Consider the following 13,040-nt stretch of genomic DNA (forward strand, 5'->3'; position numbering starts at 1 on the left):
TCCGCCGGACCTCGAGCGGCCACCGGGTCAGCTGGACGCGGCGCCGTCCGGTCGCCGGACCGCATACCGCAGGTACACGGTGCCGCCGCGGAAACGGCGCTGGTCCAGCAGGTCCAGGTCGACGCGGACACCGAGCGGGAAGACCGGCTTCCCGCCGCCCACCGCGACCGGGGACAGGAACACGTGGCACTCGTCGACCAGTCCGGCGGCCAGCGCCTGGCCGGCCAGCTCGGCTCCCCCGATCGAGACGTCGCCGGCGGAGGTCTGCAGCAGCCGCCGCACGGCGTCCGGGTCGAAACGTCGCTCGACGCGGGTCCGCCGGGTCGCCGGAGCGGCCAGCGAGCGGGAGTAGACCACCTTGTCCGCGGCCTGCCAGATGCGGGCATAGTCCTGCTCCGGGTCCGCGCCCGCCGGATCGGCGTTCGCGGTCTCCCAGAACCTCATCGTGTCGTAGAGCCGCCGGCCGTACAGGTAGGTGCCGATCGGCCGCTCCAGATCGTTGACGAAGCCGTGCACCTCGCCGTCCGGCGCCGCCCAGTCGAACCCGCCGCCGGCGTCCTCGACGTAGCCGTCGAGCGACGCGAGCGCCGAGTAGATCAATCGGCCCACTGGTCCACCTCCTGCGATCGGTGACGGTCTCGGCTGCCCCGGGTCCCGGTGCCGATCAGTGCGCGGGCGCCGCCTCCTGGACCCGGCGCGCGGCCAGTCGCTCCGCCTGGCCCTCGTGCAGCGCGGGCAGGAAGCCGGCGCCGAACGCCGACGAGATCCGCGGGTCGTCCCCGCCGCCGTCGGGGAGCGCCCGCAGGTAGGCCCGGTCGAGGTCGACGCGGGCCTGCACCGAGCCTCCGGACCCGACGGACCCGTGGCCCGGCACCAGGACGTCGACGTCCCCCGCCAGCGACTCGAACAGTGCCAGCGCGGCGAGGTACTCCTCGACGGGGTCCGCCGGACGGTTGAGGTCGAGGATGGGCAGCAGGACGTCGGAGAGCATGTCGCCGGCGATCAGCACACCGCGATCCGGGATCCACAGCGCCGCATGGCCTAGGGCGTGCGCGTGGTGCTCGAGGATGCGCACGTCCGGACCGTTCCAGGGGATCCGCGAGGCTTCGCGCGGCAGTCCGGTCACCCGGCCGAGCAGGTCCAGCGGGATCTGGTCGGCGAACTCCGGTGGCAGCATCGTCGCCACGCGCGCCGGGGCGCCAGGGTCCGACAGCCGGTCGCGGACCGTGGCGGCACAGCCGGCGGTGCAGTAGCGGGGCACCTCGCCGAGCCGGGCGTCCCACAGCAGGTGGTCCCAGTGCGGATGCGTCGCGAAGCCGGCCACCACCGTCCGACCCGCGCGGTCGAGGTCGTCCGCAAGGCACGCCAGCTCGCCGGCGGTGATCCCCGGGTCGACGACCAGGTCGCCGTCCGCGCCGTGCAGGACGACGGCATTGCTCTGGCAGAAGGCGCTCCGGTGGACCAGCACGCCGTCCGCGACCTGGATGAGCATGGGATCACCTCTCGCGTGGAGCCGACCGGTGGCGGGGACGCTAGCGGTAACCGGTGGTATTTTGCAACCACTATGCGAGGATCATCCGAGGAGCCGCGGTCGGGCTGCCCGATCAACGCCGCGGTCGAGGCCTTCGGCGACCGGTGGACCCTGATCGTCCTGCGGGACATCGTGTTCGGTGACCGCCGGTACTTCCGGGAGCTGCTCGCGCAGTCGCTCGAGGGCATCGCGTCGAACATCCTGGCCGACCGGTTGCAGGGGCTCGTCCGGTCGGGACTGCTCACCCGCGAGGAAGCCGGGCGCGGCCGGCGGGCCCGGTACAACCTCACCGAGCCGGCCATCCAGTTGGTGCCCGTGCTTGCGCAGCTCGGCAGCTGGGGGCTGCGCCACCGGCCGACCAGCCCGGCCCTGCGGGTCCGCGCCGAGCTGCTCGAGCAGGGCGGCCCGGCACTGTGGGCCGAGTTCATGGACGAGCTCCGCCACGCCCACCTGGGCGCCGGCACCGCGCCGCGGTCGCCCGGCGTCCGGGAGCGGCTTGCCGCCGCGTACCGGGCGGCCACGTCGACCTAGCAGCCGGGCGCCGCCCCGGAACCGCGTCGCGCTGCGCCCGGACGGTCCGCGTCCGGCCGACCGCTCCCCCGCTGCACCGCAGGCGTGCAGGGCGACCGCGGACCCGACACACCACGATCTCGCGACGGCCGTTCGAACACTTGTTCGATACACTGTCCGGCGTGCTGGACGACTACATGAACGCGGTGCCCACTCCCAAGGGATCGGTGCGCCCGGCCGGCCGGTCCGTCCCGGTCATCGCCCGCTTCGTGCTGCTCGACGGCTCGGAGGAGTGGCGACCCTGCACGGCGGCCCGCTGGACGGACCGGGCCGTCCTGGTCAGCTGCGGCGACCGGACCTTCGGGCAGGACTACACCTGGCTCCCGGTCGAGGACGTCGCCCGGGTACTGCGCCCGGGGCGCCCGGACGACGACCGAGCCCACGACTGACCCGTCCTCGCGGCATCGCTGCGTCATCCGGTCGCGGGTGGGCGCACCGAGCGCCGGCGGACCCGCTCGCCGGCCCCGAGGGCGTCGAGCGCGGCGAGCAGCACGGCGCGGGTGGCATCGAAGCGATCGGGACCGACCGCGGCGCGCAGGCGCGCGTCGATGCTCGCCCGGGTCGCCCGGGCGGTCCGGACAGCCTCCCGGCCCGACGCGGTCAGCGCGGCGGGACGGCGCCGCCGGTCGGCGCCGGCGGCCAGCACCTCGACGTGGCCGAGTGCCACCAGTTCCTTCAGGGCCTTGGACACCCACTGCTGGCTCACCCCGAGGTCGTCGGCCATGTCGGTGGCCGTCGCCGGCCCGAGCAGCAGGCGCTGCACCAGGTACCCGTGGGCGCGGCGCAGGCCGGTCCCGTCCAGCGCGTCCAGCACCGCCTCGTCGACGACGGCGCCGAGCAGGGACAGCGCTGCCGCGACACCGATCTCCGGTTGCTCTTCCAACACACAACCATTGTTGTGTATGGTCCGCGCCATGACAACCACGACCTCCGGCGCCGACATCGAGACGGTCGTCCGCCGCTACTACGCCACGGTCTCCGACCTGCGCTCCACGGAGGAGGACCTGCGCCCGCTGCTGCACGGTCGCCTCCGGGTGACCGAGCATCCGAACGCCGTCACACCGGCCGGCGCCGTCCGCGACCTGGAGCGGACGGTCCACGGCTTCCGGGCCGGCAAGGCGCTGCTCCGCGATCAGGTCTTCGACGTCCACGAGGTGCTCACCTCCGGGAACCGCGCCGCCGTGCGCGCGACGTGGCGCGGTACCGTCGGCGTCGACGCCGGCCCGTACCGCAACGGGCAGCAGCTGGTGGCCCACGTCGCTGCACTGCTCACCGTGCACGACGGCCAGGTCGTCGAGCACGAGACGTTCGACTGCTACGAGCCTCTGGGCGACCGACCGGCCACCGGCGCCACGAACGCGGGTGCCGCCGGTACGGATCCGGTGGCACGGTGAGCACGGCGGAGGCGGCGTCCCCGGAACCGGCACCGGCCGGCACGGCCACCGTCCGCCCGTTCCGGGATCGCGCCACGGCCGCCGAGCTGGACGATCTGCGCGCCCGGCTCCGCGCCACGCGGTGGCCGGATGCCCCGGAGGACGCCGGCTGGTCGCTCGGTGTCGACGTCGCGTACCTGCGCGAGCTGGTCGACTACTGGGCCGACGGGTTCGACTGGCCGGCGCGCGAGGCCGAGCTGCTCCGGTTGCCCCGGTTCCGGGCACGAGTCGGGTCCCTGGACATCCACCTGGTGCACGCCAGGGCGGTCCCGCCGCCGGGCGGCGCGGCGCCGCTGCCGCTGGTGCTGTGCCACGGCTGGCCGGACTCGTTCTGGCGGTACGTCAAGGTGCTGCCCTTGCTGACCGATCCGGGCGCGCACGGCGCGGATCCCGCCGACGCCTTCGACGTCGTCGTCCCGGACATGCCGGGGTTCGGCTACTCGGACCGGCCCACCGGGGCCGCCCCGGACTCCCGCGCGGTCGCCGGGCTGTGGGCCGAGCTGCTGTCCGTCCTGGGCTACCGGCGGTTCGGCGCGGCCGGCGGGGACATCGGCAGCCACGTGAGCCGGTACCTGGCACTCGACCACCCGGACCGGGTGGTGGCCGTCCACCGCACCGATGCCGGGCTGCCTGCGCCCACGGCCGATCCGGCCGAGCTGTCCGCCGAGGAGCAGGCCTGGCTGCGGGATGCCGCCGCCTGGGGCGCCGCGGAGGGTGCCTACGCGGCCGTGCACCGCACCAAGCCGCAGACGGCGGCCGTCGGTCTGACCGACTCGCCGGCCGGGTTGGCGGCCTGGATCGTGGAGAAGCTCCGCGCGTGGAGCGATTGCGGCGGCGACCTCGAGCGCAGCTACCGCAGGGACGAGATCCTCACCCTCGTCACGATGTATTGGCTCACCGGCACGATCGGCTCGTCCATGCGCATGTACCGGGCCAACGCCGCCCTCCCACCCGAGCAGCTCGCCCGCCGCGTCGAGGTGCCGTCCGGCTTCTCGCTGTTCCCGGGGGACATCGTCCGTCCGCCGCGGGCGCGGCTGGAACGGACGGCGCACGTCGTGCGGGTGACCGAGCCGCCGCGCGGTGGTCACTTCGCTGCCTACGAGGAGCCCGAGCTGTACGCGCAGGAGTTGCGCGAGTTCTTCCGGCCGTTCCGCGCCGCTGTCGGGTGACCCCTCAGCTGCGGGCGGGGCCGGCGCCGGCCGCCGCCTGCGTGAGCCGCTCGACCAGCTCACCGCTGTCGAACTCGAACCAGCCCTCGGCGAACAGGTCGCCGGACAGTCGCAGCAGCGCCAGCACGGACAACGACACGGTCCGACCGGTGGGCGGGATGCCGTGGAAGGGCCCGGTCTGGGTGCCGGTCGCGACGTACCGGGCGGTGACCCACTCCCCCGCGGGCACCAGCTGTTCGACCCGCACGGTCATGTCGGGGAACGCCGAGAACATCGCGGTGGCCACCTGCCGGTACTCGGCGAGCGAGGCGCGCGCCACCCGCGGAGCGTGGTGCACGTAGTCCGGGCGGCACAGCCGGTCGAGCCGGTCCCAGTCCTGCCGACCCAGCTCCGCCAGGAACTCCCGGGCGAGCGCGGCGGCATCCACCGTCGGCACGGTCACCTCGCCGCCCGGAACCGGGGACGTCCGGCTGCGTCGGCGATCTCGACACAGTGCCGCCGGCAGTGGTTGAGCAGCGTCAGCTTGAAGAACGTCGGCATCCGCGGGAACTGCATGCCCATCATCGCCGTCACCGCCCCGCCGCCGGTCGCGGCCAGGTGGTCGTAGAGCTCGTCGATCGTCACCCCGTCCGGGAACGCGACCAGCGCCGCGTCCACCGCGGACTCGAACGCCGCCTTCTGGGCCAGGTAGCCCCGCACCAGCGTGCGGATGTCGTCGGCACCCGACACCACCTCGAGCGGGAAGTGGCCGGCCGCGACCGCCTGCACCGCTCCGGCGTCCACCATGGCCAGGACGCCGGCCAGGTTCCGCGCCGCCGCGTCCGGATCGGTGTCGCGCCAGATCGGGATGGTCGTGGTCTCGTCCGCCAGGAACAGGAACTGTCGCTCGGGCAGGTAGAACAGGACGCCGTCCGCCGTGTGGCCGTGCGCCCGGAACACCTCGACGTCGCCCACCCGCCAGCCCGTCCACTCGGCCGCGCCGTAGCGGAAGGTCTGCTGCGGCAGCGACTCGTAGGTCTGCGCGCCGGTGACGTCGGGGTGCGCGGCGGGGTAGGTCTCGCTGATCATGCGGATCAGCAGGTCCCCCATGAAGTGGCTGATCACCGGAGTGAGGCCGGCGTCCGCGAGGGCCACGGCCGCCGCCCGCAGCCGGTCCTGGTCGGCGTCCGGGCTCAGCCCGCACCGGACCAGCAGCGGCAGCAGCTCGGCCATGTCCCAGCGCAGTCCGGCCAGGTAGTCGAAGTAGCCGGCTCCCTCGTTGTAGGCGTTGCGGAAGAAGTTGAGGGTGTCCAGGTACGGACCGGACAGGGACGAGATGTAGTGCTGCCGTTCGGCGATCGGTATCTGTGCGAGGACGTCGTTGTTGCCCATGTGGTCCAGGTGCGCGTGGCTGTTGAGCAGCGTCACCCGGTCGCAGCCGCCGGCCAGCGTGGCGCACACGTCCTGGATGGCGCCGCGCTGCGCGGGCCCGAGCCCGGAGTCGAGCAGGTAGAGCTCGCGGCCCGCCCGCCAGACGAGGATGTTGGGCACGTTGCTGTCCGACCACATCGACGTGGGGTGATGTCCGCGCACCAGGTACAGGTCCGGACCGATCTCCACCGCGGCGCCCGTCACCGTCGAGGACTCCATCGTCGCCACCTCTCGTCCGACCCTGTTTTTCTACGTCGTAGATGAACCAGGACCGTAGAGTGCGCCTCCATGGGTGTCAACAGGGGGACCGGCGATCCGGCAGGTGCCGGCCGCCGCCCCGGCCGCCCTGCGGTGCTGTCCCGGGAGCGGGTGCTGGACGCTGCACTGGCGATCGTCGACCGCGACGGACTGGCCGGCCTGACGATGCGGCGGCTGGGCGCGGAGCTGCACGTCGACCCGATGGCCGTGTACCGGCACGTCGGTGACAAGTCAGGTCTTTACGACGGTCTCGTCGAGCGGGCGTTCGCCGGGGTGGAGCTGCCGGCGAGGACCGGCCACTGGGCCGAGGACTTCGCCGCTGTCGTCCGCGCACTGCGGGCGGCCCTGCTCCGGCACCCGGACGTGGCGGCACTCGTCGGGACCAGGCCGCCGGCGACGCCCGCGGCGTTCGCGGTGGTGGAGGCGGCGGTCCGGGTCCTGCTCGACGGCGGCTCCTCCGCCGAGGACGCCGCGGACGCGGTCGACTGCGCCGGCCGCATGGTGGTCGGCCACGTGCTGGCCGACGGCGCCCGGTCCCCCGTCGCGGGACTGGACGGCGGCGAGAAGGCGCACGAGAGTGCGCAGCAGGAGCTGAATCCCGCGGTGTTCCCCGGCCTGGCGGCCGTCGCGCACGCAGGTGTGGAACACGAGGCCGACCGGTTGTTCGAGCTCGCCCTCGCCGGGCTGCTGCGGGAGGTGCAGGACCGCCGGTCCCGGACGGCGGGCACCGGACCGTCCGGGACGACGGAGGCGGCCGGCTCCGCGGCGCGGCGCGGCGCCGCACCCGGCCGGCTGAGCCGCGCCCGGCCGGCTGAGCCGCGCCCGGCCGGCTGAGCCCCGGCCGCCGTCGCGGGCGCCCCCCGATCAGCGGGCGGTCGGCGCGGTCCGCAACCCGAGAACCGGGGCCAGCGCCCGCAGGGTCGGCAGCGCGTCGTCGTCCGCGGCCAGCGCCTGGATGGCGACGTGGTCGGCGCCGGCGTCCAGGTGCTGGTGCAGCCGGCGCGCGATGTCGTCCACCGAACCGCGGGCGACCAGATCGTCGATCAGCGCGTCGGATCCGCCGTCGGCGATGTCCCGATCGGTCCAGCCCAGCCGGCGCAGGTTGGAGACGTAGTTCGTCAGGTGCAGGTACGGCTGGTCGACCACCGGCCGGCCGACGGCGCGTGCGGCATCGGCGTCGTCCCCGAGCACCACCTTCTGCTCCGGGGCGAGCAGCACGCCCTGGCCCAGCTCCCGCCGCGCCAGCGCGGTGTGCGCCGGCGGCACCAGGTACGGGTGCGCGCCGAGCGTCCGGTCCCGGGCCAGCCGCAGCACCCGCGGACCGAGGGCCGCCAGCACCCGGCGCTCGCGGGGCACTCCGCCGGCGTCGAGGCCGTCCAGGAACCGCACCAGCGCCTCGTAGGGAGAGCGGTACTGCGCCGTCGCCTCCGGGTGACCGATGCCGATGCCGAGCAGGAACCGCCCCGGGTGGCGCTCCTCGAGCCGGGCGAAGGACCGCGCCACGTCGGCCGGCGGACCGGCCCAGACGTTGACGATGCCACTGGCCACGACGAGGTCGGTGGTCGCGGCGAGCAGCGGCTCGACCTCCTCCACCGCGGACGGCGTGCTGCCCAGCCACAGCGTGCCGTAGCCGAGCTCCTCCACCTCGGCGGCGAAGCCGGGCGTGACCTTCGCGAAGCTACGCCAGACGCCGAAGCGACCCAGACCGGAGACCGAGATACCCATACCGGGGCGCAACGCCGGGCGGCGTCGACGATGTTCCCCGGACACCGGAGCGCCCGGTTCCGTCACCGACGGGACCGGGCGCTCCGGCGCCGAGCACCCGGCACGTCCACCGTGCCGGGTGCTCGCCGACCCCTCGTCAGGCGCCGCGCCGGATGGTCTGGCAGACCGGCCCGGTGAACACCCGGCCGTTGGCACCCTGCAGCCGGCCCAGGCACACCGTGCCACCGACCTTGGTGCCCAGCGTCTTCGCGGACAGCACGATCGCGAAGCCGTGGTTGGTGCCGTTGCGCGGGTAGGCCCGGTCGACGTCCGGCCGCGGCGAGCCGGCCAGGCCCAGGTAGGCCTTCTCGTTCGCCCGGGGGAACGTGGTGCCGGGCGGGACGACGACGAACGGCGTCGGCGACACCGCGTCGAACGGGTCCAGCACCCAGCCCTTGAGACTCAGCCTGCCGTCCGGGTACTGGATCGCGGAATCGATGCGGCCGATGAGGGCACCCGGGATGCCGACGGTGACCAGCACGCAGCCGAGGGTCCGGTTGTCCCCGACACCGCCCTGGCGGACGGCGACGACGCACAGCCGGTAGCGGCCGCGTCCGGGCGGCGCGATGTTCGACCAGCGGAAGCCGGACGCTGCACCGATCGACGGGTAGTGCCGGGCGACATCCGGCCTGCGGACACCGGTCCCGACGCTGCCCACCCCGACCGAGCCGATGAACACGTGCACCCGCTGCGCCGCCGAGCCGACGCCGGGGACGCCGGCCCAACCCGACACCGAGATGCGGTTGGACGCCAGGTCGTACACGACCTTGTCGAGCGACCCGATGGGTGTGCCGCCGCGCGGCGCGGCCGCGGCCGCGGTGCCGCCGCCGGTGACCAGTGCCACCGCGGCGACGAGGGCGGTCACGACCGCGGCCACCACCGGCCGGACGGCGCCGCGCCGCTGCCCTCGCGAACCGCCGCGCAGGTGCGGCGGGACGGAGGACGGTTGGAGGTTCTGCATCAGGGCTCCTCACCCGAAACAGCAGAAGGACGGCACGCCGGGCTCGGCGCGCCGGGAAGCCGGCGCGCCCGCAGACCGGACAAACATCGCTAGCCGCGCGAACGGTATCCGACCGGATCAGTCGCCGCGCGGCGGGTGCACCTCGTTCCCCCGCGGCCCGAGAACCGGTCGGCCGGCCGGTGTTCCGGCGGTCACCCGCCGGTGTCGCATCGCCGGCTCCGGGCACGGATCCGACCGGACCGCAGTGGCGCTGCGTGCGCGTCCCCCGCCGCCGGGCCACCCGCCGGGTGATCGTCCCGTCCCGCCGTCACCCCGGCGGGTGATCATGGGATCGATGCCGCGACCGGCGCGCCGCGCGCGCCGGTCGGGACGGCGACCGCCGAGCCGGTGGCCGTGCGCAGCGATGTCGCGACGCCGAAGGGCCGGCCGACCGGATGCCCGGTCCGGCCGACCGACCGCCAACCGCCGGACGCCGACCGACCGGCCGGCAAGCTGCCCCCCGCGGTCCCCGTCGGGCCGGTTCGAGGTCCCCGGCGGTCAGCCCGCCCACGGCAGCGGGCCGCCGCCGAGGCCGACCAGCGTCGAGTCCAGCGGCCGGGTCGAGACGATGCCGCAGGTGGCGGTGCCGCCGTCGACGGTGACGCGCACCGCGAGCTGCCCGCCCGCGGCCGGGTCCGCCATCCCGGTCACCCGGCGCAGGAACCGGCCGCAGGACGCGACCAGGCCGGCCGTGGCACCGGCGGTGGCCACCCGCCCCGCTCCGGTGGCGACCGTCTCGGTGCGGTGAGGTGCCGTACAGGGCAACGGATCCCGCCCCGGCCGGTCCGTGCACGTGGCGTACACCGCCGGCAGGCGACCGGATCCGAAGGCGTCCCGCGCGACGCCCCGGTAGCTCGGCGGCGCACCGGGGGCGGTCGGCGCCGGCACCATCAGGCAGGCGACCCAGCGCTGGCCCGCGGCCCACTGCCGGCGGTCCGGGACCACGGAGCGGTAGGCCGCGGCGAGGCTGGGCAGCCAGGAGCCGTCCAGCGTGCCGTCGTCACGGAGTCCGAGATACCGGTACGGCGACCTGCCGGCGCACACGCCGTGCGCCCCCGCCGCGGAGGCGCCGGCCGGCTCGGCGGCGACGACGGCGACGACCTCCCCCAGGTGTCGACCCGTGCAGGGCCCGTACACCGACGCCGCCGCACCCGTGTCGACGGTGCCGGCCGGCAGGCCCAGGCAGGACCCGACCGTGGGCGGACCGGCCACGGGTTCGGCGAGCGGGCTGCTCGCCGTCGGGATCCGCGCCCACGCGGACAGCGCGAGGCAGGCGACCAGCGCGACCGCGACCAGCAGCATCCCGACGAGGGCGCGAGGTCGCCGCACCCGGCGACGGTAACCCGAGCCGCCGCGGCGGGACCTGTCCCGGCCGCTGCAGCGTGCAGGGCACCGGGGCGACCGGCGGGCGGGCCGCCCCGGCCCGGGCGCCGCCGACCCGGACGCACCCGTACGGACCCCGGCGTGCCCGGCCGGGTAGGGCTCGTACTGTCGTGGCATGGCCCGGGTCGTCGTCGTCGGTGCCGGCGTCGGCGGACTGGTGGCCGCCGTCCGGCTCGCGGCGCAGGGGCACCGGGTCGAGCTGTGCGAGGCCGCCGACCGGGTCGGCGGCAAGCTCGGCGGGCAGGTCCTGGACACCGCGGACGGCCGGTTCCGCTTCGACACCGGGCCGACCCTGCTGACCCTGCCGCAGGTGTTCGAGGACGTCTTCGCCGGAACCGGCCGACCCCTGTCGGAGACGGTCGACCTGCGCCGGCTGGACATCATCGCGCACTACCGGTTCGCCGACGGCACGGAGGTGGAGACCGTCAGCGACCAGGTCGAGCAGCGGCGACGATTCGACGCGTCTTTCGGCTCCGGCACCGGTGCCGCCTGGCAGCGGGTCGTCGACCGCGGGCGCGACATCTGGACGGCCGTCGAGGAGCCGGTGTTCGGCCGGGCGCTGTCCGGCCGCTCGGTGCTGTCCCTGGGCCGCCGGCTGGCCCGGCTGCAGGACCTGCGGGCAGTGGCTCCGCACCGCACCCTGCACGGCCTGGCGGCGCAGCTGCTGCCGGACCGGCGGCAGCGCTGGATGCTCGAGCGCTACGCCACCTACGAGGGTTCCGACCCGCGCCGCGCCCCCGCGGCGCTGGCGGTGGTGCCGTACCTGGAGCACCGCTTCGGCGCCTGGCACGTCGGGGGCGGCCTGCACCGCCTGGCCGACGCCCTCGCCGACCGCTTCACCGAGCTGGGCGGGACGTTGCGGTTGGGCAGCAGGGTCCGCCGGATCGCCGGGAACGGCCGGGTGACCCACGTCGAGTGCGACGACGGCACGAGACTGCCGGCCGACGTCGTCGTGTCGGACGTCGACGCGCATGCGCTCTACGGCGAGCTGCACCGCACCCGGCGGCGCGTCCCGCCGGCGGACTCGCTGGCCGGCTTCGTGGTGCTGCTGGCGGTACGCGACCCGCTCCCGGGGCTCGGTCACCACACCGTCTTCTTCGGCGGCCACCCCTACGGCGACGAGTTCGACGCGGTCTTCGGCGAGCGCACCGGGCCGCGCCGCCGCGGTCCCGGCCGGCCGGTCCCGGATCCGGTCGTCTACCTGGACGCGCCCCGGGACCCCGCGCTCGCGCCGCCCGGCACCCGCGGCGTGTACCTGCTGGTGAACGCACCTCGCCACGGTCGGGACGGCGGGCCCGGCACGGTGGACTGGACCCGCACGGGCCTGGCCGAGCGCTACGCCGACCAGGTCCTCGCCCTGCTCGCCGGCCGCGGGCTGGACCTGCGGCCGCACGTCGTCGCCCGGGCCGTCCGCACCCCCGCGGACCTCGAGCGGGAGACCGGGGCGCCCGGCGGCGCCATCTACGGGCAGGTCCAGCACGGGCCGCTGGCCACCGTGCTGCGCGCCCACAACCGGGCGCGGACCCGGGGGTTGTTCCTCGTCGGCGGGTCGACCCACCCGGGCGGCGGACTGCCGCTGGTCGCCCTGTCCGCCCGTGCGGTGGCCGCGGAGATCGGGCCGGCCTGAGTCGGCGCCGGGCGGTGCGCGGCCACGGTCGCCACCTGCCTGCCACGGTGCGCGACACGGTGCCTGGCACGGTGCCTGACACGGGCCGACACGGGGCCTGGCGCGGTGTCGACCGCCGTGCCCGAGACCAGGCCGGTCACCGTGCCGGCCGGCCCGCTCGCTCGCCGCGGATCGCCGGTCCGGGCGGCGTCCGCAGCAGCTGCAGCACGCCGACGGCGCCGGCCCCGGTCCACACCGCCGCGCACAGCCGCGCCGGCCACCGGTTCGGGCTGACCAGCGCCGACCCGCACGCCAGCAGGGCGCAGATGGTGAACGTCGGGCGCTCGGCCACCGTGATGCGGGCCGGTACGCGGCGGATCCGGCGCAGCGTGTCCACTCCCCACGCCGCCCCGACAGCCGTCGCCGCCGACCAGCCCGGTGCGCCGCGCCGCCACAGCACCAGCGCGAACGCACCGTCGGACAGCCGGTCGGCGACCGCGTCGGCGACCGCTCCCGAGCGTGTCGCCCGGCCGCCGACGATCGCGGTGGCGCCGTCCAGCCCGTCGCACAGCGCCGCACCGAGCACGGCCGCGCCCGCCGCGACCGGGTGCCGGGCGGCGAGCGCGACGGCCGCGCCGGCCAGGCCGACGCCGGCCCCGGTCACCGCCGTCGGCGGCACCCCGGCGCGGGACAGCAGCCGGCCGCCGACCCACATGCCCCGCAGCCACCGGCCGAGCAGCGGCACCCGGCCCGGGTCGATGCCGTGGTGCACCGCCGACCAGCGCCCGGGCAGGTCACCCGGCGCAGCGGCGCCGGCGGCGGGCCGGGATGGGAGATCGGCGGCGGTCACCCCGGTAGTGTGCCCGCGGCCCGCCGGACCGGGCGCCTCCCCCGGCCGCTGCCGCCGGCCACGGGT

The 13,040-nt window shown here is 75.8% G+C and carries 15 protein-coding genes; 6 read left to right on the plus strand and 9 right to left on the minus strand.

The genetic code is table 11. The features are described from left to right. Positions 1-27: 27 nt before the first annotated feature. A complete protein-coding gene (locus IEY37_RS06115; RefSeq protein ID WP_188940598.1) occupies positions 28-609 on the minus strand; it encodes a dihydrofolate reductase family protein in 582 nt (193 codons plus the stop codon). Positions 610-664: 55 nt separating this feature from the next. Then, positions 665-1,492 (minus strand): MBL fold metallo-hydrolase, encoded by an 828-nt coding sequence (locus IEY37_RS06120; RefSeq protein WP_188940599.1) that lies wholly within the window; start codon positions 1,490-1,492, stop codon positions 665-667. 72 nt (positions 1,493-1,564) lie between these two features. On the opposite strand from IEY37_RS06120, the gene IEY37_RS06125 reads away from it, so the two are divergent. Both IEY37_RS06125 and IEY37_RS06130 read left to right on the plus strand, forming a co-directional pair. Continuing rightward, positions 1,565-2,062 (plus strand): winged helix-turn-helix transcriptional regulator, encoded by a 498-nt coding sequence (locus tag IEY37_RS06125; RefSeq protein WP_188940600.1) that lies wholly within the window; start codon positions 1,565-1,567, stop codon positions 2,060-2,062. 161 nt (positions 2,063-2,223) lie between these two features. Beyond that, positions 2,224-2,490, plus strand: a complete 267-nt coding sequence (locus IEY37_RS06130) for a hypothetical protein (protein WP_188940601.1) — start codon at positions 2,224-2,226, stop codon at positions 2,488-2,490. A gap of 23 nt (positions 2,491-2,513) precedes the next feature. Here the strand turns inward: IEY37_RS06130 and IEY37_RS06135 are convergent, their stop codons facing one another. Then, entirely contained in the window at positions 2,514-2,987 is a 474-nt protein-coding gene (locus tag IEY37_RS06135; RefSeq protein WP_188940602.1) for a MarR family winged helix-turn-helix transcriptional regulator, read from the minus strand. Between the two features lie 28 nt (positions 2,988-3,015). Here IEY37_RS06135 and IEY37_RS06140 point away from each other — a divergent pair, with 28 nt between their 5' ends. Beyond that, positions 3,016-3,495, plus strand: a complete 480-nt coding sequence (locus IEY37_RS06140; protein WP_188940603.1) for a nuclear transport factor 2 family protein — start codon at positions 3,016-3,018, stop codon at positions 3,493-3,495. Continuing rightward, on the plus strand, positions 3,492-4,703 hold the full coding sequence (locus IEY37_RS06145; protein WP_188940604.1) for an epoxide hydrolase family protein: 1,212 nt from the start codon (positions 3,492-3,494) through the stop codon (positions 4,701-4,703). The genes IEY37_RS06140 and IEY37_RS06145 overlap by 4 nt, the downstream gene beginning before the upstream one ends. 4 nt (positions 4,704-4,707) lie before the next feature. On the opposite strand, the gene IEY37_RS06150 is transcribed toward IEY37_RS06145, so the two are convergent. Next, positions 4,708-5,130 carry an ester cyclase gene (locus IEY37_RS06150; protein ID WP_188940605.1) on the minus strand — a complete coding sequence of 141 codons (423 nt, stop codon included), beginning with the start codon at positions 5,128-5,130 and terminating at the stop codon, positions 4,708-4,710. Positions 5,131-5,141: 11 nt separating this feature from the next. Further along, on the minus strand, positions 5,142-6,332 hold the full coding sequence (locus IEY37_RS06155) for an MBL fold metallo-hydrolase (protein WP_188940606.1): 1,191 nt from the start codon (positions 6,330-6,332) through the stop codon (positions 5,142-5,144). A gap of 69 nt (positions 6,333-6,401) precedes the next feature. On the opposite strand from IEY37_RS06155, the gene IEY37_RS06160 reads away from it, so the two are divergent. Next, positions 6,402-7,205: a TetR/AcrR family transcriptional regulator gene (locus IEY37_RS06160; protein ID WP_188940607.1), complete on the plus strand. Its 804-nt coding sequence runs from the start codon at positions 6,402-6,404 to the stop codon at positions 7,203-7,205. 30 nt (positions 7,206-7,235) lie between these two features. On the opposite strand, the gene IEY37_RS06165 is transcribed toward IEY37_RS06160, so the two are convergent. From IEY37_RS06165 to IEY37_RS06175, 3 genes are all read right to left on the minus strand, one after another. After that, complete coding sequence (locus IEY37_RS06165; protein WP_188940608.1) at positions 7,236-8,096, minus strand: LLM class F420-dependent oxidoreductase; 861 nt, start codon at positions 8,094-8,096, stop codon at positions 7,236-7,238. 136 nt (positions 8,097-8,232) lie between these two features. Beyond that, positions 8,233-9,096 (minus strand): hypothetical protein, encoded by an 864-nt coding sequence (locus IEY37_RS06170; RefSeq protein ID WP_188940609.1) that lies wholly within the window; start codon positions 9,094-9,096, stop codon positions 8,233-8,235. Between the two features lie 537 nt (positions 9,097-9,633). Further along, positions 9,634-10,464, minus strand: a complete 831-nt coding sequence (locus IEY37_RS06175) for a septum formation family protein (RefSeq protein WP_188940610.1) — start codon at positions 10,462-10,464, stop codon at positions 9,634-9,636. 169 nt (positions 10,465-10,633) lie between these two features. Between IEY37_RS06175 and IEY37_RS06180 the strand changes: the two genes are divergently transcribed. Next, complete coding sequence (locus IEY37_RS06180; protein WP_188940611.1) at positions 10,634-12,145, plus strand: phytoene desaturase family protein; 1,512 nt, start codon at positions 10,634-10,636, stop codon at positions 12,143-12,145. A gap of 136 nt (positions 12,146-12,281) precedes the next feature. Here IEY37_RS06180 and IEY37_RS06185 read toward each other — a convergent pair whose 3' ends face one another. Beyond that, a complete protein-coding gene (locus IEY37_RS06185; protein WP_188940612.1) occupies positions 12,282-12,974 on the minus strand; it encodes a CDP-alcohol phosphatidyltransferase family protein in 693 nt (230 codons plus the stop codon). Between the last annotated feature and the right edge of the window lie 66 nt (positions 12,975-13,040).

This window comes from Nakamurella endophytica (assembly GCF_014646215.1).
GTDB lineage: Bacteria > Actinomycetota > Actinomycetes > Mycobacteriales > Nakamurellaceae > Nakamurella > Nakamurella endophytica.